Raw genomic sequence first — 18,487 nt, forward strand, 5'->3', positions numbered from 1 at the left:
CCCTTCAGCATCGGATAATACGCACTCCAGAATTTCTCTCTCACAGGGAAACACGGGCCGTCGCGCACACCGTTCTTCGACGATTGTTCGCGACGGCCCGTTCCGTCCACTTCAACCGCACAGCTCAGAGAGACGCTGCACCTCCGCAGTCGAACGCGGCTCGGCCAGCTCGGGCAACTACTGCCCCTGGTCCCGCTGGTGCTCGTCGTCTTACGCCATGCCCATACATCTTCCTCTTCCTGACGAGCACCAGACCTCAACATACGATCTGGCGCCCCCGCTTCGAGACCCCGCTTGCCATTTCAATAGACGACCCCATGCACAGCCCGGCACCTGGCGTTTGCTGCGGTGCTGACTTGACGACGCATGAGTGCTATCCGACATCGGTACACACCCACACCGTCGGTGATCTCGAATCGTCCACCTCGTAGGCTTACTCGCGCTGTGGCGGATGCAGCCATCAGACGTTGACGTAGAGGAGGACCGGTCGATGCGACTGATTCATCGTCGCGAGCTGCTGCTCGCCGTCATACTGTCCGGAATTGCGGGTTTCGTCGACGCGATCGGTTTCGTCCACCTCGGCGGCTACTTCCTCTCGTTCATGAGCGGCAACACAACTCGAATGGCGGCTGGCTTCACACGTTTCCACTGGAACGTCGTCGGCGTGACCGCTGGATTGTTGTCGGTCTTCTTCGCAGGCGTCGTCGCCGGCGCAGTCGTCGCCCGAGTCAGCGTCGCGCGCACAGCAGTTCTCGTACTGGTGTCCGTGATGCTCCTGGGCGCTGCGAGTCTCGCCCAATTCCACCTCGAGACCGCGGGATTGCTCACAATGGCGGCGGCGATGGGGGCCATGAATTCGGTTTTCCAGCGCGACGGCGAGGTGACCGTCGGGCTGACGTACATGACCGGAACTCTAGTCAAGGCCGGACAGCGGATGGTGGATGCGCTGTTCGGCGGCCCACCGTGGCTCTGGCTGCGCTATCTCGTCCTTTGGTTGGGGCTCACCGCCGGTGCCGTTCTGGGAGCCTTTGCTTACCGCGGAATGGGTATCGAGGTGCTCTGGGTGGCGGCGGTACTGCTGATGGCGGTGACCGCCGTCGTCTCCGACGCCGTTCGTCGAGGTGGGCAGTGAGCGCAGCCGCCTGAGTAATCTCGGCATCCGACCGAGCGAGTCGATGAAGGCCGGCGGTACCGATCAGCACCGGCTGACACCTCGATCGATGTCGGCCGACCATTTCCCATCCCCGATCGGTCGGGCCGAGAACTCCTCGATTAACGAATACCTGTTGAATTGATTCGTGACACCCACCATCAGACGTGAGTTGTCACATGCAACTCACTAGGGCGTGCTATATGGCGGGTGTCAGTGATGGCGGGCCAGGACCGCCTGACGGTGTGGTGTCTGGTGAGGGTCGCGTTTCACGAGATGGCCACTGGCAACAGAAATTTTGAGAACTGCCAGTAGGCGCGCTCGTCGCTGTCGATCTCGGGATGTGAGGTCAGCCTAGGGCGTGGTGTAGGCCTTCTAGGTGGGCGCGGCTCAGCTGTGCTGCGGTGTGGGGGTCGCGGCCGGCGATGGCCTGGATGACGGCGGCGTGGGCGGGCTGGTCATCGTTGAGGTTGCTGGTGGTGCGGGGTGTGAGCATGTCGATCATGGCCTGGCGAATGCGGGGTATGAAGCCGTCGAACAGTTCGAGTAAAACGTCGTTGTGTGCGGCGGCGACCACGCTGCGGTGCAGCGCCATGTCGGCATCGACATGATCCTCGATACTGTGGGTGTCGGTGCCGCGGTGGGCCAGTGCACGTCGCATGGCCCGGACATCGGCGGGTGTGCGCCGTTGGGCGGCCAAGGATGCGGCTTCGGTCTCGATGGCGATGCGGGCCTCGATGACTGACACGATCGATGCCCGCCGCACGACCGCGTCCCAGTCCTCGGCGACTTCGAGCGCGATCACGAATATCCCGGCGCCCTGCCGAGATTCCACCACCCCTTTGCCGGCCAATTCCCGGATGGCCTCGCGCAGGGTGGAGCGACCCACACCAAGCTGCGCGGCCAGGACGGTCTCCCCCGGCAGCTTGTGACCCAACGCCCACTCTTCGGCCTGAATACGCCCGAGGAGCACTTCAGCGGCCTGGGTCGCCAACCGTTGCCGCTGCACGGTATGGGTCAACTCGCAACTCCTTCGGTTTCACACGGTATCGCCACTATAGCCGCCCTTCCAGGGGGTCGGGGCCCTCTCCACTTGTCTACTCATCAGACAAGTGATTACGGTGGGGTGGACCTTCTGTGGAGAGGAATTGCGGAGATGAGTGAATCGGTCACAGCGACGACAGGCACGGATGGCATGCGGGGTGGGGTGCCGGCGGAGTTGGGTGTCGGCGCGGTCGGCGGTCTGATTGGTGGGCTGTTCGGGGGCGGTTCAGGGGTGTTTTATGTGCCGACGTTGGAGCGACTGACGACGCTGTCGCGGCCGCGTCTGCATGGCACGGCGACCGCGGCGAACACCACGGTGATGGCTGTCGGGGTCGCCACGTTCGCCCTGGTGGGTGGTCACCTGGACTTTCATGCCGGTCTGGGGATGCTCGTCGGCGCCTCTTGTGGTGGATTGTTCGGTGCCGCACTGTTATTGCGGGCCTCTGACGTGGTGCTGCGGTGGTTGTTCGTCAGTGTGTTGTTGATTTCTGTGGTCAAACTCGTTCTCGATGCCGCAGGTGTCAGCGTCCTGCACGGTGGCGGCGTCGTCAGTACCGATACGGCCCAGGCCTGGGCGTACGTGGTGCCGATATCGGTGGTGTGCGGGGTGCTGATCGGGGCGTGGGCCGCGGCGATGGGCCTGGGTGGTGGACTGCTGGCGGTGCCGGTGTTGATGATGCTGTTCGGTCTGGATCTACACACCGCGATCGGTACGTCGCTGCTGATGTTCTTGCCGAACTCGATCATCGGATGGATCATGCACGCCCGGCACGGCACCGCCGCTGCCCGACTCAGCGTGATGCTCAACCTCGGTGCCCTGCCGGGCACGGTGATCGGCGCATCCTTTGCGCTGGTGCTCAACTCCCGCGTGCTCTCCGGCGTCTACGCCTGCTTCTGTCTGTTCGTCGCGGTACGAGAACTCGCACGGATGCGCAGCGCGCGCTCGCTGTAACGCAGCCAGTGCCTACCGGGCACAAGCGCAGCCCCCTTGTGCAAGGTCTGATGAAGGGTTATTCGTCGTTGTGCGACTCGTCGTGCTCGTCATCGCTGTGGTCGTCATCGTCGGGTGTCGGCGCAGTCCGCTGCCAGTGATCGTGTGCCAGCAACGGCGTCGAGGCGATCACGGCGGCGGCCAGTAGCAGCAGGACGTCGTAAAAGTTCATAGGCCTGTACACCGTGTGCTCGCGGTGGCCGGTTGGGGCAGATCAGCCCATGGAGTGCATGAAATCGGTTGATCGCGTGACCGTCTCATCAATTGGTCTTCCCGAGCTGTTGCGGTGAGGTCGGCTCAGGTGAGGATAGGTGCATGCATGGCGTGAGACAGCAAGTTCAACTGTCATCGTCAGTCCGGCTGGTGTGGTGGTGGTCGATGTCGACGGGCGGCTGCCCGGTCGAGTACGACGCTGGTCAGCACCAGCATCATTGCACCCAGTTGGGTCCAGGTCAGGTGTTCGCCGAGCACGAGGGTTCCCAGTGCCACTCCGATCGCCGGCATGAGGTAGGTGATGGTTGATGCGGTCGGTGCACCCCAGGCGGTGATGACTGCCTGGTACCAGATGTAGGAGAGGCCGGTGCCCACGACACCCAGACACAGCATTGCCGCGATGATCGCTGGTGTCAGGTCGATGCTGCTCGACGCCGTCCAGGGAGCCGCCATGACAGCGATGAGCGCGGCCAAGGTGATCTGGCATGTCGCTGTGGTGACAGAGTCGTAGCCCCGGGGTGTGACGAAGCGGCGGGTGTAGGCAAACGACACCGCGTAACAGGCGCTGGCACCCAGACATGCCCCGTAGCCTGCGATCGTTGCGTCGGCGGTGGTCTGCCATGGCGCCAGAACGCCGACGATGCCGATCGCACCGAGGGCGACGGCAGCGATGGTGGTGGCTGTGACGGGTTCTTGCCGGAACCCTGTGACGGTCACCAGCACGGTCAACAGTGGTGTAACACTGGTACATACACTGACCAGCACGCTGGGCATCTGCGCACTGGCCCAGGCCAGCAGCAGATGCGGCACGACGCACGCGCTCAGGGCGATCACCAGCACATGCATCCAGTACCGCCCCTCGCGGGGCCACGGTTTGCTGAGCACACGCATGCACCCGGCAAGCACCAGCGCACCGAGAACCAGGCGGCCGACCACGATGTGACCGGCACCGAGCCCGTAGGTCGCGATCCGCATGAACAGGTAGCTGGCGCCCCAGGCCACCGACACGCCTGCGTATTGCCAGCCCACTCGTGACATCACTGGCAGCAGCTACCTCGAGTCTCGACGGTGGCGAGCATGCCGATCTTGACGGCATCGATCCCGACATCCTCACTGACCGCATGCAGTTGCTCGGCCAGAAAGGACGTGGGCGGACCGTGCTCCGCCCGCACACCCCGAGTGTTATGGACGACCAGCGCAGTCACGACGGCCATCCCATGACCCCGATGAGCGGCAATGCCTTTCACGTCAGCCTGGATGCCGGTACCGCCGGTGGGATCCGTGCCGGCGATACTGAGAACCCGCGGCAGCGCAGATGGCGTGGTCGCGATACTCATCGCCTCCCCCACGCGGTGAAAGGTTCTCGGACGTAACCGCACGACTTTGGTGCTGAACAGATCATGTTGTGGTGTTTTGTGCGCTCACCAGCGGGGTGCGTCGGCACCGAGGTGGTGGGCGGGGATGTCGGTGGTGATATCGACTCCGTCGATCGTCAGGGGTGGGCGCACCCGCTGCGCCGGCCCCCAGCTGGTGTGCTCGATGTCAGGGGTGAGGTCGGCATCGGTTCGGATGATCGACTCGTCGACGCCGGAGTGTGGACCGCGGTCGTAGCTGGTGAGGAGGTGAGCGGTGCGGGCCAGGGAGAGTCGGGCGATCGCGCCGCGACCGGTGTGGGCGTGGTGGGTCAGGGCGTTGATGACGGCGTAGGCCATGAGGTATCCGGTGGAGTGATCGAGTGCCTGCACCGGCAGTGGTGTAGGGGTTTCGCGCTGGTAGCGGCGCATCCCCTCCTCGGCGATGCCAGTCGACATCTGCACAAGGCTGTCGAAACCGCGGCGAGTGCGCCACGGCCCGGTCCACCCGTAGGCGTCGAGACTGACATCAATGAGTCCGGGCCGGATGTTGTGGCGCAGCGTGGTGTCGAGTCCGAGTCCGTCCAGGGCGCCAGGCCGGTAGCCGTGCACGATGATATCGGCGCCGGCGAGCAGGTCGAGGAACTGGTTGTAGTCGCCAGCATCGTGCAAATCCATTCGGGCGCAGCGCTTACCGAGTACGACGTCGGGCACGATACCGGGTTCATCCCACGAGGGTGGGTCGATGCGCAACACCTCGGCACCCAACAGGGCGAGCAGGCGGGTGGCGACCGGTCCGGCCAGCACCCGCGTCAGATCAAGCACCTTGAGTCCGGCCAGCGGCCGGTCGACCTCGGCAGGCCCCTGCCAGGGGTTGCCGGCCGCTGACCCGAGGTTCCACTCGATCAACGGTTCAGCCGCGACATGGCGGCCTGGGCCGCTCGCGGCCCACTGGCGGCGGGTGTGCATCGCTGCTGCGCATCCGCCGGCGGTGACGATCGCGGTCTCCAGGGTGATGCGATCCCAACTGGCGACCGCAGCGGCTACGGCGTCTTTGTCCGCGTCCACGCCGAGGACCCGCAACGCGGCACGTCGATGCGCCGCGGCGTTGGTGTGCAACCGTATCCACCCATCCCGGCATCGGTAGTCGCCGGCGATCGGGTCCCACGCCGGCGGCGGGGTCCATCCCTGCGGCGACAACGACGTCGAGAACCACAGCGACGCCAGCCGCCGATCCACCGTCACCGACCGGCGGGCGCCATCGCGCAGAGCAAGCACATCGGCCAGCGCGGCACCGGTGGCACCAATTGTGGCCACCGCCAACGGAGTCACCGCGAACGCCGACGCCAGCGCGCCCTCCCCCATCACCGCCGGAGTGGATGCACGCAATGGGCGTATCCCCGACTGCCCGATCTGGGCGGTCATGTCGGCCACGATGATGCGCTCGGACTCGGCCAGCGACGTCGCGGCAGCGTGGGTCTCGGGGTCGCGGTGGGTATCGGTGGGCTGGTTCATCGTCCGGCCGCCTGCTCACCGCGCAACGTCATCACCGCACTGCAGATCCGGGCGATCGGCTTGCCGTCATCGCGGATGATCTCGCACACGAAGTGACTGATCGTGCGCCCCACATGCACTCGTTCGGCCGTCGCGGTCAGAGAGGCAGCCCAGACCGGCCGCAGAAACGTCGCCGTCAGATCGATGGTGGTGAACGACTCCCCCCGGCTGATGACCGTGGACTGAGCCGTACCGATCGCGGCATCAGCCAATTCCACCAGCAGTCCACCGTGAACCGTGCCCTGCTGGTTGCCATGCCGTGCCGCATCGGCCTGCAACGCCATCACCGCCCGACCGAGTTCGACATCAACCAGAGTGAACCCCAACAACTGGGAGATCGCGGTGGGATAGCGCAACCACGTGTGATCCTCGGGTGCCAGCGTGCCGGCAACCTGACGCTGCAGATACTCCAGCACCCCCCACTCGCCCCCAGCCTCCCTCACAGCCCCAACCACAGTCACCACCAGTACCCTTTCGCCTACCAAAACTGTTGCGCTCGACGCTAACCCGCTACTCTGGGACAATCCACTCATTGTCCTAGAGACATTTCGTCGGGGGAGGTCGACATCCGCTATGGCGGGCGCGGCACGCTACAAACAAATCGTCGATCAGATCGCCGCCGCTATCCGGGCCGGCGACCTGGCCGCGGGCACCCAGCTGCCGACCCATCGCGAATTGGCTCGCACCCATCGGGTGGCGGTGGCCACCGCCACCCGCGTCTACGCCGAACTCGCCGCGATCGGATTGGTCGGCGGTGAACCCGGACGCGGCACCTTCGTGCTCGATCAGCACGGCTACCACGGCATCGACGCCGAACGCACTCTGCCGGTCACCCGGATCGCCGATCTGTCGTTCAACCAGCCACTCGCGGTCGACCAGACAGCCCAACTCCGCAACGCTCTACGCGAGATCGCCGGCTCCGGCACCCTGGATTCGCTGCTGTATCAGCATCCACCCGCCGGCCGCAGCCACGACCGGGCGATCGTGGCCAATTACTTGCTCGACCGGGGTATCGACGTCGCCCCCGACCAGGTGGTCCTGACCCACGGCGCCCAACACGGCATCGACACCGTCCTGACCGCCACCACCCGACCCGGCAACATCATCGCCGCCGACACCCTCACCTACCCCGGCCTGCTTCTGGCCGCCAATGCCCACCGCCTCGAGATCGCCCCCATCCCCCAGGCCGGTGTTGGCCCCGACCTCGACGCCCTAGAACACCTCTGCCGCACCCGACCCATCCGTGCGATCTACACCATGCCCACCGTCCACAACCCGCTCGGCTGGACACTGAACGCCGACACCCGCCACCGACTCGCCGACATCGCCACCACACACGACTGCCTGATCATCGAAGACGGCACCTACGCCTTCCTCGACAACACCGCCCCCTTACCGCTGCAGCACTACGCACCCGACCGCACCTTCTACCTCGCCAGCCTGTCCAAAAGCCTCGCCACCGGACTACGTTTCGGCTTCACAGTCGCCCCCACGACCCACCGCCGCGCACTCGAAACCAGCCTGCGGGCATCCACCTGGGGCACCACCCCACTGATCACCGCTCTGGCCACCACCTGGATCGCCGACGGCACCCTCACCCACTGGGAAAAAGCCCGCCGCGCCGACGCCCGCCACCGCCAACACCTCGCCCACACCGCCCTACACACCCTCCACTACACCGCCCACCCCACCTCACAATTCGGCTGGCTCCCCCTACCCCCACACCTACGCGCCGACACCACCGCCACCCACCTCGCCCACACCGGAATCCTCGTCACCACCGCCGACACCTTCACTACCACTACTCACCCACCCCACGCCCTACGCCTCGCACTCGCCAGCCCACCCCTCACCCAACTCCCCACCATCCTCAACCACATCCACCACACCATCAACACAATCCCCGGCTAGCCCTCGAATGAGGCCCCGGTGACAAGAAGGACTGCGGCCCGGTCAGGGTCCTTTCGCGCGCTGGCGGTGTACCGAAAGAGGGGCCCTGACCGTCTATAGAAGATCGACTCGTAAAGAGGCTAAGTTGAACAGATGAGAGAGCACGCCACACCGGAATCTTGAATGAATCCGCTGGCGGCGGGCTACTCGAGATCCCTGATGGCGCGCAGTCTGTACACATCCGGGTTGTGTGAGGCCAGGGTCCGGATGTTGTGCCAATGCCGGTCGAGTCCCACCGCGTCGGTGGTGGCGCCGGCTCCACCGACGTCGAAGGCGCGTGACGCCAGGCGCAGTCCCACCTCGTCCGCGACCACCTTGGCTGCCGCGGTCGCCAGTGCCTCCTCCTCCTCCTGCGGCGCGGGGTCGAAGCGGCCGTCCTCGTCGGCGGAGGCGATCTGGGCATCCAGCAGTGCCACCGCGCGCAACCACATCTGACGCACCGAACGCGACCCCACAGTGATCTCGCCGATGTTAGTCAGCAGCAATGGATCCGACGACGCGGTATCTAGTCCGCGTGCAGACATCCCGTAGCGGCGATTCTTCTCGCCGCTGATCGTGCATCCGTCGTCGGTATTGGTGTCGACGGACCGATTCTCGGCCTTCCCGATGGTGTCTCCCGCTCGGTCGCGGCCGTGGACACGATCGCACCCCTGACTATCCGCTCCAGCCAGTTCGGTCGTTCGGCAGCGTCCGACCCGGTGATCCGGTACTCGGTGAACGCGAAGTGGGGTTCGGAGTAGGGTGTACGGGATATTGGGATCGGCGGCGGCAAGCGCGGCGACGAATCCGAAGAGGCTCGTCACACTGACGTCGCGACCACCTGACTCGGCAGGCAGGCAGGCGCAGCGCACCGATCCGTCGGTCGCGGATCGCCTCGATACAATCCACGGTTGCCGGCGTCGGAGATCGCCGACTCTTGCGCCGGCCGTAGAGACCACGATGAGGCCCGACAGGTCCGAGAACTCCCGGTACCTCTGAGCCTCCGCGAGATTCGGACCAATGCCCCGCACGTCGCACGCGAGTACTCAACGGTGTCTCATGGTCGGCATCGCCGCTGTCGCGCGTCCGGGGTGCGGTGACACATGTCCGAGCGCACATCACATAAGCAGGATCGGGACAACACTGACCGCGAAATCCCGCAACCCATCCGGCAATACATCGCGAGCACGACGAATGTACCCGGTGGCCTCCCCTCGGCCCCGAGCCGGGCCAGTAACTCCCGCACGGTGGTGCGTTGATTGGCAGGCGCAGCTTTGGCCCAGGAAGCCAATGTGTCAGCGTCGACCACACGACACGGGGGGTGAGACTGTGTTGCGAAGGTTGAGCGATGTCGGTGTGCGGCGCTTGTCAACTCGCAGTGCCGGATACGACCAAACCGCCGGGAGTAGGGCCGGCGAGAGAGCTGAAGTACCCGACACGCCACCGCGACGGCAATCCCGTCGGCGGCGAGCTCTTTCACGAGCGGGTAGAGCCATTTCCCTGGCAGGTTCGCCTGCGACAGATACGCCGCCGCCCGACGCAGCACCTCGTTCCCCTGCTCGAGCAGCCGGATCCGCTTGCGGGCCTCGCGCAGTTCAGCGGACTCGCCGGTGGTCACGCCAGGGCTACGGCCCTTATCAATGTCAGCGCGGCGCATCCACTTGTGCAGCGTCATCGGGTGCACACCGAAGTCTGTAGTGACCTGCTCGATCGTGACACCTTCTCCGCGATCACGAGCCACCCGGACCACATCGTCACGGAACTCCTGCGGATACGGCTTGGGCACAGCCACATCCCTACCGACCGCCCGAAAGCAAGCCAGATCAGACGTCACCCATCCGTGCAGCAGTCCCGATGGTCCCTGCCAATTGCTGGCTATGTACCGGTAGATCTGTCCTAAATACGCGATGTGCCAGCACCATATTCAGTTCGCGACGCCGCGTGCAATCATCTCAGCAATCCAATTAGTAGTGTCGGGCTTCCATATACTCCCCCAACGTATTACGCACGCTGCCTAAGCCCGGATTGATTCCCGGACGACGAGTGCGGATCTTCGGCGTCACTGGTGCTGCCGGAAGGGGTGGTGGTGCAACTTGCGACGCGTTCGGCCTCGTGGGTAGTAGTGGCGGCGTCTCCTCCCTGAGCTCGGTGGACTGTGATCGCGCTCGCCCATGCAACGTCTCTCGCCGAACCTGCTACCAGACGTTGCCCGACAGGGGTGCGCTGGCCCCGTCGACTGTGTTGGCCTCCGCAGCGCGTTGGCCGCCATCGGTATCGTGAGAATGGACGTGGATGGGTGGGTCCCACGCGGGCCACTCGCGCATACGTCTAGTTTTCCGGCGAGTCAGCTAGTCACGAAGGTCTGATTCGACGGCGAAAAGGCATCGCGCACTCGGACCGGGCGCGGCAGCAGACCGTTGGCGTGGAGGAGGTCGGCGGCGCGCTGCTGCTCGTCGAGGAATTCCTCCGTAACGGGCCCGATTCCGAACGGCCGGTTGCGGATGGCGGCCTCCCAGGCATCGAGACTGGCGTCCCCTCCGTGATCGACCACGTCACGGACGAAATACTCGGCGGCTTCGCGGGGGTGGTCGACGATCCACTGATCCGACTCACGGAGCGAGTCGACGATGGCGGCCAGTTCCTCGGAATGCTGTTCGGCGAAGTCGCGTCGCGTGAACCACAGCGAAGGATGGCTGAACAGTCCTTCGGTATCGATCAGGGTCCGGAGTTCGAGGTCGCGCTCGACGGCGGCCAGACCGGGGTAGGCGCCGACCCAGGCGTCGATCTCACCACTGCGGAAGGAGTCGGCGCCGTCGGTGACCGAGGTGTTGACGGGCACGATGTCGCGCCACGTCAACCCGACCGAATCGAGCGCGAACAACAGGAGCGTCGTCTGCCACGAACCGTGGGCGATGCCCACCTGCTTGTCCTTCAGCGCGGCCACCGAGTCGATGTCGGAGTCGGCCTTCACCACGAGACGGCCGTTCTCGGTACGTGGTCCGGACACTCCGACGTAGACGAGGTCGCGCTCCTGCGCTAGACCCGTGATTGGCGGCGTGAAACCCGTACCGATGAAGTCGTATCCGCCCTCGGTGAACAGCCAGTCCGAGTGCAAGGTGGGCAGGCCCGTGGTCGGGTCCGGCTCCGGCGATGCGGGCAGGCTCCGCAGGTCGACCCATTCGACGTCGATGCGTTGTTCGAGGATGCCCCGGTGGCGGAGCACGAACAGGGAGTTGTTGTGCGGGAAATAGCCGACTCGAACGGTCATTGTCTCTCCTCAGTGGTGTGGGGTGGTTCGGGGGCGGTTCAGAGTTCGGGGATGAGACCGCGTTCGCGCGCCTCGGAGAGCAGACCGCTGCGCTTCCACTGCACCTCGAGATTGGTGGGGTGGAACTCCACCGACCCGCCGAGTCCTTCGGCGATCGCCTGGAACTGGGCACCCTCTTCCAGCAGGACGATGAATTTGGCGGTGTCGAGCAGTCCTCGGCGACCGATCACATTGGACCCGCCGTTGGCCTCGAAGATCGCGGCGAGGTGCGGATCCTCCTGAAGCCGTTCGAGAATGAACTCCGATGCCGGCTGGCGGCGGTTGATGTGCGGCGGGATCTCCCGCGACAGCGTCAGCCGCTGGGAGGCTGCGTACCGGATCGGGAGGGTCCGGTGGGTCTGCGCCCAGGCACCGAGCCACGGCGTGTGGATGTGCACGACGGTCGTGATGTCCTCGTGGGCACGAAACACCGGCGCATAGGATGTCACGAAACCCGCTGCGCCTGAGCCGGACAGGATCTCCCCGTCGAAGGTCGCCACCACCGGACGGACGGTCAGGTCGTCGGCCCAGGGGCCCGGGTCGTTCAGTGCGACAGCGATCTCACGACCGGGCACGCGTTCGACGAAGTTGGCGGTCCCGTTCGCCGACACCGTCCCGGTGTTCCGGAAGACGTCGAACGCCTTCTGTGCGTGCTCGGTCGCCCCGGCGACGAATTCGGCGACCTCGCGGTCGAGTCCGGTTTCTACGGTGGTCATGGTTCTCCTTGCGATGAAATGGGTTGTCTGTCTTCGGCGATGGCGTGCGAGAGCGGGCGTGGCGGTGCTCAGGCCACACCCAGGACGGACCCGGCGGTGGTCTCGGCCCGGCCGAGACGGGATCGTCCCAGGAGCGGGAGGACCTCCTCGCCCACGCGATAGGCCTCTTCGAGATGGGGGTTGCCCGCCAGGATGAAGGCGTCGACGCCGAGATCGATCAGTTCGTCGAGTCGTTCGGCGACCTGCTCGTAGCTGCCGACTAGCCCGAACGCCGGGCCGCCGCGCAGTAGGCTGAATCCGCACCACACGTTGGGCTGGACCTCGAGATCGGTGTAGTCGGTGATGTTCTCGGGCACCCAGCCCTTGATTCGGCCCGCGCCGACGGAGTCGCCTTGCGCCTGGCGGTTCGCCGCGGCGCGGTCGACGTGTTGCCATCCCTCGGCGATCTCGGCCCACGCCGCCTCGGCGGTGTGCCGGGCGAGGACGTCGATGCGGACCGCGAACCGCGGACGCCGTCCCAGCCGCGCCGCGTGCTCGCGCACCCCGTCGAACTTGGCACGCAGATCGGCGAAGGGTTCGAGCCAGGACAGGTAGTAGTCGGCATGAGTGCCCGCGGCGTTGACCGCGGCGCCGGACGACCCGGAGAAGTAGATCTCCGGGAACGGCGTCTCGGCGAGTTGTGGTGGCAGCACCGCCCCCTCGGTGGAGAAGAAGTCGCCGTCGTAGTCGAACGGCGCACTCCCCCACACTCCCTTGAGGACATCGAGGAACTCGCTGGTCCGGCGGTACCGGTCATCGTGGGCGACCTTGTCGCCCCACCACAACTGGGCCGGGCCGCCGCCCCCGCTAATGATGTTGTAGACGAGCCGGCCCCCGGTGGCGTGCTGCAGGCTGGCCGACATCCGTGCGGCCTGCAGCGGATGCAGGAACCCCGGCTGGAACGCGACCATGAACCGGTAGGTGCTGGTCTCTCGGGCCAGTGCCGCGGCGGCCGCCCACGGATCGTCGGTCCCGGGGAATGACGGAAGCAACCCGCCGACGAAGCCGGCGCTCTCGGAGGCCTTTGCCACAGCCGCCATGTGGTCGATGTAGCTGTAGGAGTCTCGTTCTCCCGCACGGATCGCCGGCGTCAGATTGCCCGGATGGATGCCGCGCCAGTCGCCCCGGTTGAGCCGGCGCGGAGTGCGCAGGGTGGCATGGTCGCCCCCCATCCCTATCCGCCAGTAGAAGTCGATGGTCATGGGTCTCCGCTCGTCGATGGAGGAAACGGGTCGGTCAGGAGTCGGGTCAGGCCAGGACGCGGTTGCGCTCGTCAGCCCGGAAGAGCAGGTGCTCGGTGTTGCGGTTGAGTTCCTCGATGTTCGGTATGCCCGACAGGACGAAGCGCTCGAAGCCCTGACCGGTCAAGTCGACGATGCGTTGCGCGACCTCGTCGTAGGAGCCGACCAGACCGATGGGATGCCGGTGGCCGATCCGGTCGAACCCGGCGAAGCTGAGGTCATCGACCCAGAGATCCTCTGCGCGGGTGTCGGTGTCGGCGCCGTAGGCGTCACGCCACTGGCGGCGCAGGCGTTGCACCGCCTCGTCTTTCGTCGCCCGAACAATCAGCGGTAGGTAGAGGCCGGCCGTCACGGTCCGTCCGAGTGCTGCCGCCCGTTCGGAGAGCGGCCCGATCAACGGCGCCGCGCCGGTCGAGGACAACTCGAACAGGTGGATGTCGCCGTGTCTGGCCGACAGCGAGAGCGCCTCGTCGCTCTCGCCGGTCAGGCGGACAGTCGGGAAACGGTGGCCGTGCACCGACCGGTCGAGCCCCCCGTCGGTGACCTCGTAAAACTCGCCCACGTGGTTGAACTCACCACCGTCGAAACCGCCCTGGCGCGCTCCGGCCCCGTGCCACACCCCTTTCGCCACGGTCAGGAACTCGTCGGCGCGGCGGTAGCGCTCAGCGTCTGTCAGTCGGTCTCCGCGAGCCCGATTGTCGGCGGCGTCGGTCACCGCGCGCAGCTGCCACTGCAGCCGGTCGTCGAAGTTCCGCTGCAGGGTCGCCGACACCTTCGCCGCGTAGACCGGTGTCCCGAAACCGGGATGGAATTCGACTGCGACGCGCGTATGACGGGTGCGCCGCAACGCGATACCTGCCAGGATCCACGATTCCTCACCGGCGGGGTCGTACGGGGCGATCACCGTGTCGTAACCGGCCGTGTCGATCGCGGTGATGACCTGTTCGGTCGGGTCGAACGGATCCCACCGGCCACTCGTTCGCAGGTCGGTGGCCACCACCGACCCGGGGGTCGGCGCCCAGCCGCCGCGGTGGCGCGCGGCGGAACCGACGTGCCGGTTGTCACCGCGCGTCGGCACCTCCCATTCGAAGGCGACCATCACGCTTCTCCGACGATGTCCGAGATGGGCGTGGCCGCACCGACCTCGGCGCGCGCACGCCGCAGCGGCTCGAAGTCGACCCAGCTCTCGATGTCGAAGTCGGCGGGCAGGAAGCCGTAGGTGTAGAGGAAGCGCTTCTGGATTCCCAGCAGATCCAGCCGCTCCTCGGAGAGCGACGGATGCAACGAGGTGTGGAAATCGTCCCCGTAGGCCGCTGCGACGCCGTCCGGGCCCGAGAAGGTCTCCCGCGCAAGCACTTCACGGACGGTGTTCAGATTTCCGGCGGCCCAGTCCGCCGCACGGAGGCTGGCGGCGAGGAAACCGACGACGACCTCGGGATGATCCCGCAGCAGCGACTCGTGCACGGTGATCGGTCGCGGCGTGCCGTTGTTGACCCGCGACCGCCTCGACTCGGTCGAATCGAGATCGACGAGGACGCGCAGACCGTGCTCGACGGCGGCCTCGGCAGCCCGCGCGCCCTTCACGTAGATGGCGTCGACGTCACCGTTGAGCAGTTCGGGGAAACCGGACGGCACCGATCGCAGCCGCGCCGCCTCCTCGGTGCGTACGCGCGGTTCCCAGTTGCCGGCCGTTTCGACGACGATCACGTCGCCGAACGCGAGTCCGGCGAGTGCCAGCGCGGAGGCAAAGCCATGCAACGACATCGCGCGGGGGAAGCTGCGTGCCTGGTCGACCGCCCACGCAGGAATTCCGATTCGTCTGCCGCGGAGCCCGGCAGCATCGTCGATGTCAGAGTCGGGTCCCACCAGAATCGACTGCGACTCGTCGATCCAGGTGAGTCCGATCAGACGTGTCGGCGAACCCGACGCGCGGGCGACGATCGCGGGCACGTTGCCGCCTTCGCGTATCAGGCCCGACAGCCGATGATCGAAATGGCGGGGACCGAGTTCGGCGCCCGCGTCCTGGAGGATCGAGAATTCGAGGCCCGCAGCCGATGCCGGCTCGCCGAGCCAGCCCAGGCTGTTGGCCAGACCGCTCGCGGTGGGGACCGGGCACCGGGTGTACCAGACGGTGTCGGTATCGGGAGAATTCGCCGGGGCGGTCGAGGTGTGGAGGGGGGTTGCGCTGTCGATGGTCATGGTGTTCCTCAACTCTCGGTGTCGGGATGTATGCGGCCGACGCCGAGTTCGCGGAGGAACTCGGCCCGGTAACGGAGCGATTCGGGGTCGGAGCGGTCACGCGGGCGGGGCAGATCGATGTCCTCGTCGACGCCGAAGGCGCCGTGCGACAAGATGATCACGCGGTCGGCGAGCCGGACCGCCTCGTCGACGTCGTGGGTCACCAGAAGCACCGCGGGCTGGTGTCGGGCCACCAGATCGCCGACCAGGTCCTGCATCTGGAGCCGGGTGAGGGCGTCGAGCGCCGCGAACGGTTCGTCGAGGAGCAGCAGTTCCGGTTCGCGGACGAGGGCTCGGGCCAGCGCGACCCGTTGCGCCTCACCGCCGGACAGGGTGGCCGGCCAGGCCTCTGCCTTGTCCGCGAGGTTGACCTCTGCCAGCGCGGCCCGGCCGCGGTCCTTCGTGCTCTTGCCACCACGCTGGCCGATCGTCACGTTGGCCAGCGCCCGCTTGGAGGGCACCAGGCGGGGCTCCTGGTACACGGTCGTGCGTGCAGCGGGGACGAGGATCTCACCAGAGTCGGGTTCCTCGAGTCCCGTCAGCAGGCGCAGCAGCGTCGTCTTGCCGGTACCCGATGGACCGAGCAGCACCACGAACTCGCCGCGTCTGATGGTCAGGTCGACCGACTGCAGCACGGTCTTCGGGCCGAAGGTCTTGGTGACGCCGGTCAGCGAGACCGCAACCGGTTGGCCTGCACGGCGTTCGCGCGCGGTGATCTGTGTCGGCTGCCGTTCAAGGAGTGGGGGCAGCGGAGCCTCCGGGCTCATCGGACGGTCACCCCCGCCCGCCACGGCATCGAGTACTTCTCCAGGATGCGGACGATCAGGTCGAAGATCAGACCGAGGATGGCGTACAGCACCACGCACAGGATCATGTAGTCGGTGCGGTTGTACTCCTGCGCCAGACTCACCAGATAACCGATCCCCTCTCGGGTGCCGACCTGCTCGGCGGCGATCAGTCCGGTGATCGATATCGACAGGCAGATCCGCAGTGCCATCAGGATGCCCGGCAGCGCTGTCGGGATGATCACGCCTAGGATCAGACGGCCCCCGGTGAGCCCGAAACCCTGTGCCGCCTCGATCATCTTGCGATCGACGTTGCGCACGCCGAGATAGCTGTAGGCGTACATCGGCGACACCGTGGCGATGGCGATCAGCAGTACCTTGAAGGTGTTGTCGATGCCGAACCACGCGATGAATAGGGGTACCAGCGCGAGAAACGGGATGGCCCGGTTGATCTGCATCGTCGAGTCGATGAGTTCCTCGCCGAGCGTGTACAGACCCGCGAGCACGCCGAGGATCAGCCCGACTCCGACGCCCAGACCGACACCGAGCGCCGCACGCTCCAGCGACGCCAGCGCGAAGTCGACGAGTTGGCCGGTGCGGTAGAGTTCGACGAACGCGTCGAACACCGCCCCGGGTGAGGCCAGTACCGCCGGCGAGATCGTGCCGGTCGCGGTGCCGATCCACCAGACAGCCACGATGACCCCGGGCACCAGGAACCGCAGAGGAAGCGAGAGCCAGACGGGCCGGTTGTGTTGCTTCCGTGTACGGGGGGTCTCCAGGCCGATGCATGACGCCCGCTGCGACGCAGCGTCTCCCACGGTGGACTGCGCGACCGTTGCCGAGGTCACTTCTGTCCGCTTCGGTACTTCTGCAACTGTGCGGGCAGATCGAAGAAGACGTCCTCGGCCGTGACCGGCTTCTGGATCACGCCGGCCTGGACGAACAGCGCCGACACCGACTCGAGATCCTCGGCATCCTTCGCCGTGGGATAGCGCGGCGTGGAGGCGTCGGCGCCGAGTGCGAGGGCACGGGTGAGGCGGTCGCCGTTGAGCGCGCGGGGCCCCGCCTTCTCGAAGACGTTCTCGTAGTCGTCGGGGTTCTCCCGCTGCCTATCGGTCAGCTGCTGCAACGTCTTCAGGTACACGTCGGCGACGTCGGGCCGCTCTTCGAGCACCTCGGTCCGGAAGGCGACGATGGTGTTGTCGACCGAACCGATACTCTCCTCGGTTGCGATCTCGACCCCGCCGGCGGCCTTCGCCTCCTGATAAGGCTGGTTGAAGGACGCCCAGGCGTCGACCTGACCGGTGGAGAACGCCGACCCGGCCTCGGCCTGCTGCAGGGGCACCCGCTCGACCTTGTTGAACGGAATACCGGCCTGCTGCAACGCCTTCAGGGTGATGTACTCGCCTTTGGCGGCCGGGTTGACTGCGATCCGCTTGCCGACGAGACCGGCAACATCGGTGATCCCGGAGTCTTTGGTGGCCAGGATGCCGTTCTGGTCCTTGCCGGCCGGGTCGGCCACGGCGATGATCTTGACGCCGACGTTCTTCGACAGCGCGCCAACGACCGGGCTGTAGGCACCGCCGGACACGTCGAGCTGACCGGTGTTGAACAACTTGAGGTTCGACGAGAAGCCCGGTGTCGAGTTGACCCATTCGATCTTCGCGCCCAGGGGAGCCAGCGCCTCGTCGAAGGTCCCGTCACGTTTGCCGACCGCCAGCGGGCCGGCGTTGCCCGGGTCGGTCACCTTGAGCACGTACCGGTCGCCACCGCCCGCAGCGTCACCGCCCGAGTCGCCCGACGCACACCCGGTGGCGACGGTGAGCAACGCGGCCGCTGCGACCGCGGCAGCGGCGAGACGAAATCGTGGGGATCCGGGCATGAAGGACTCCTGTTCGACAGGTCGAGACCGTGTTCAGACGAACACG

The 18,487-nt window shown here is 66.2% G+C and carries 18 protein-coding genes and 1 pseudogene; 3 read left to right on the forward strand and 16 right to left on the reverse strand.

Annotation, left to right across the window (positions count from 1 at the left end; all coding sequences use genetic code 11):
• The first annotated feature begins 514 nt into the window (after nt 1-514).
• Nucleotides 515-1,132: a YoaK family protein gene (locus GS4_RS20015; protein ID WP_040511237.1), complete on the forward strand. Its 618-nt coding sequence runs from the start codon at nt 515-517 to the stop codon at nt 1,130-1,132.
• A gap of 367 nt (nt 1,133-1,499) precedes the next feature.
• Here GS4_RS20015 and GS4_RS20020 read toward each other — a convergent pair whose 3' ends face one another.
• Nucleotides 1,500-2,171: a FadR/GntR family transcriptional regulator gene (locus GS4_RS20020; RefSeq protein WP_007624013.1), complete on the reverse strand. Its 672-nt coding sequence runs from the start codon at nt 2,169-2,171 to the stop codon at nt 1,500-1,502.
• A gap of 174 nt (nt 2,172-2,345) precedes the next feature.
• On the opposite strand from GS4_RS20020, the gene GS4_RS20025 reads away from it, so the two are divergent.
• Complete coding sequence (locus GS4_RS20025) at nt 2,346-3,146, forward strand: sulfite exporter TauE/SafE family protein (RefSeq protein WP_245555790.1); 801 nt, start codon at nt 2,346-2,348, stop codon at nt 3,144-3,146.
• Between the two features lie 58 nt (nt 3,147-3,204).
• Here the strand turns inward: GS4_RS20025 and GS4_RS25690 are convergent, their stop codons facing one another.
• From GS4_RS25690 to GS4_RS20045, 5 genes and pseudogenes are all read right to left on the reverse strand, one after another.
• The gene (locus GS4_RS25690) at nt 3,205-3,357 is read right to left on the reverse strand and encodes a hypothetical protein (RefSeq protein ID WP_007624016.1); all 153 of its coding nucleotides are present in this window, start codon (nt 3,355-3,357) and stop codon (nt 3,205-3,207) included.
• 179 nt (nt 3,358-3,536) lie between these two features.
• Nucleotides 3,537-4,436, reverse strand: coding sequence for a DMT family transporter (locus GS4_RS20030; RefSeq protein ID WP_040511211.1), 900 nt, complete (start codon nt 4,434-4,436; stop codon nt 3,537-3,539).
• Nucleotides 4,437-4,456: 20 nt separating this feature from the next.
• Nucleotides 4,457-4,735, reverse strand: a pseudogene (locus tag GS4_RS20035) (bifunctional hydroxymethylpyrimidine kinase/phosphomethylpyrimidine kinase); the annotation flags it as partial.
• Between the two features lie 84 nt (nt 4,736-4,819).
• A complete protein-coding gene (locus GS4_RS20040) occupies nt 4,820-6,265 on the reverse strand; it encodes a CoA transferase (protein WP_007624027.1) in 1,446 nt (481 codons plus the stop codon).
• Nucleotides 6,262-6,660, reverse strand: a complete 399-nt coding sequence (locus GS4_RS20045) for a PaaI family thioesterase (protein ID WP_217997700.1) — start codon at nt 6,658-6,660, stop codon at nt 6,262-6,264. The genes GS4_RS20040 and GS4_RS20045 overlap by 4 nt, the downstream gene beginning before the upstream one ends.
• A 217-nt stretch (nt 6,661-6,877) precedes the next feature.
• Between GS4_RS20045 and GS4_RS20050 the strand changes: the two genes are divergently transcribed.
• Complete coding sequence (locus GS4_RS20050; protein ID WP_007624035.1) at nt 6,878-8,215, forward strand: aminotransferase-like domain-containing protein; 1,338 nt, start codon at nt 6,878-6,880, stop codon at nt 8,213-8,215.
• A gap of 182 nt (nt 8,216-8,397) precedes the next feature.
• Here the strand turns inward: GS4_RS20050 and GS4_RS25360 are convergent, their stop codons facing one another.
• From GS4_RS25360 to GS4_RS20095, 10 genes are all read right to left on the reverse strand, one after another.
• A complete protein-coding gene (locus tag GS4_RS25360) occupies nt 8,398-8,778 on the reverse strand; it encodes an acyl-CoA dehydrogenase family protein (RefSeq protein WP_083862809.1) in 381 nt (126 codons plus the stop codon).
• A gap of 512 nt (nt 8,779-9,290) precedes the next feature.
• Nucleotides 9,291-10,019: a transposase gene (locus GS4_RS26020; protein WP_007624039.1), complete on the reverse strand. Its 729-nt coding sequence runs from the start codon at nt 10,017-10,019 to the stop codon at nt 9,291-9,293.
• Between the two features lie 558 nt (nt 10,020-10,577).
• Nucleotides 10,578-11,501, reverse strand: coding sequence for an ABC transporter substrate-binding protein (locus GS4_RS20060; RefSeq protein ID WP_007624041.1), 924 nt, complete (start codon nt 11,499-11,501; stop codon nt 10,578-10,580).
• 38 nt (nt 11,502-11,539) lie between these two features.
• A complete protein-coding gene (locus GS4_RS20065; RefSeq protein ID WP_007624043.1) occupies nt 11,540-12,256 on the reverse strand; it encodes a class II aldolase/adducin family protein in 717 nt (238 codons plus the stop codon).
• Nucleotides 12,257-12,324: 68 nt separating this feature from the next.
• The gene (locus GS4_RS20070; RefSeq protein WP_007624045.1) at nt 12,325-13,497 is read right to left on the reverse strand and encodes an LLM class flavin-dependent oxidoreductase; all 1,173 of its coding nucleotides are present in this window, start codon (nt 13,495-13,497) and stop codon (nt 12,325-12,327) included.
• A 46-nt stretch (nt 13,498-13,543) separates the two neighbouring features.
• Complete coding sequence (locus GS4_RS20075; RefSeq protein WP_007624046.1) at nt 13,544-14,635, reverse strand: LLM class flavin-dependent oxidoreductase; 1,092 nt, start codon at nt 14,633-14,635, stop codon at nt 13,544-13,546.
• Complete coding sequence (locus tag GS4_RS20080) at nt 14,635-15,735, reverse strand: ABC transporter substrate-binding protein (protein WP_007624048.1); 1,101 nt, start codon at nt 15,733-15,735, stop codon at nt 14,635-14,637. The genes GS4_RS20075 and GS4_RS20080 overlap by 1 nt, the downstream gene beginning before the upstream one ends.
• A gap of 8 nt (nt 15,736-15,743) precedes the next feature.
• Complete coding sequence (locus GS4_RS20085) at nt 15,744-16,541, reverse strand: ABC transporter ATP-binding protein (protein ID WP_007624050.1); 798 nt, start codon at nt 16,539-16,541, stop codon at nt 15,744-15,746.
• Nucleotides 16,538-17,407, reverse strand: coding sequence for an ABC transporter permease (locus GS4_RS20090; protein WP_007624051.1), 870 nt, complete (start codon nt 17,405-17,407; stop codon nt 16,538-16,540). Before GS4_RS20090 ends, GS4_RS20085 begins: the two co-directional genes overlap by 4 nt.
• Nucleotides 17,404-18,441, reverse strand: a complete 1,038-nt coding sequence (locus GS4_RS20095) for an NrtA/SsuA/CpmA family ABC transporter substrate-binding protein (RefSeq protein ID WP_007624052.1) — start codon at nt 18,439-18,441, stop codon at nt 17,404-17,406. Before GS4_RS20095 ends, GS4_RS20090 begins: the two co-directional genes overlap by 4 nt.
• Nucleotides 18,442-18,487 lie beyond the last annotated feature (46 nt).

Source organism: Gordonia soli NBRC 108243, assembly GCF_000334455.1.
Classification (GTDB): Bacteria; Actinomycetota; Actinomycetes; order Mycobacteriales; family Mycobacteriaceae; genus Gordonia; species Gordonia soli.

Excerpts from the sequence above, each read along its gene's own strand:
- GS4_RS25360 (WP_083862809.1), bottom strand. The coding sequence starts at position 8,778 with ATGTCTGCACGCGGACTAGATACCGCGTCGTCGGATCCATTGCTGCTG.
- GS4_RS20025 (WP_245555790.1), top strand. The coding sequence starts at position 2,346 with ATGCGGGGTGGGGTGCCGGCGGAGTTGGGTGTCGGCGCGGTCGGCGGT.
- GS4_RS20060 (WP_007624041.1), bottom strand. The coding sequence starts at position 11,501 with ATGACCGTTCGAGTCGGCTATTTCCCGCACAACAACTCCCTGTTCGTG.
- GS4_RS20095 (WP_007624052.1), bottom strand. The coding sequence starts at position 18,441 with ATGCCCGGATCCCCACGATTTCGTCTCGCCGCTGCCGCGGTCGCAGCG.
- GS4_RS20030 (WP_040511211.1), bottom strand. The coding sequence starts at position 4,436 with ATGTCACGAGTGGGCTGGCAATACGCAGGCGTGTCGGTGGCCTGGGGC.
- GS4_RS20075 (WP_007624046.1), bottom strand. The coding sequence starts at position 14,635 with ATGGTCGCCTTCGAATGGGAGGTGCCGACGCGCGGTGACAACCGGCAC.
- GS4_RS25690 (WP_007624016.1), bottom strand. The coding sequence starts at position 3,357 with ATGAACTTTTACGACGTCCTGCTGCTACTGGCCGCCGCCGTGATCGCC.
- GS4_RS20085 (WP_007624050.1), bottom strand. The coding sequence starts at position 16,541 with ATGAGCCCGGAGGCTCCGCTGCCCCCACTCCTTGAACGGCAGCCGACA.
- GS4_RS20080 (WP_007624048.1), bottom strand. The coding sequence starts at position 15,735 with ATGACCATCGACAGCGCAACCCCCCTCCACACCTCGACCGCCCCGGCG.
- GS4_RS20065 (WP_007624043.1), bottom strand. The coding sequence starts at position 12,256 with ATGACCACCGTAGAAACCGGACTCGACCGCGAGGTCGCCGAATTCGTC.
- GS4_RS20050 (WP_007624035.1), top strand. The coding sequence starts at position 6,878 with ATGGCGGGCGCGGCACGCTACAAACAAATCGTCGATCAGATCGCCGCC.
- GS4_RS20070 (WP_007624045.1), bottom strand. The coding sequence starts at position 13,497 with ATGACCATCGACTTCTACTGGCGGATAGGGATGGGGGGCGACCATGCC.
- GS4_RS20040 (WP_007624027.1), bottom strand. The coding sequence starts at position 6,265 with ATGAACCAGCCCACCGATACCCACCGCGACCCCGAGACCCACGCTGCC.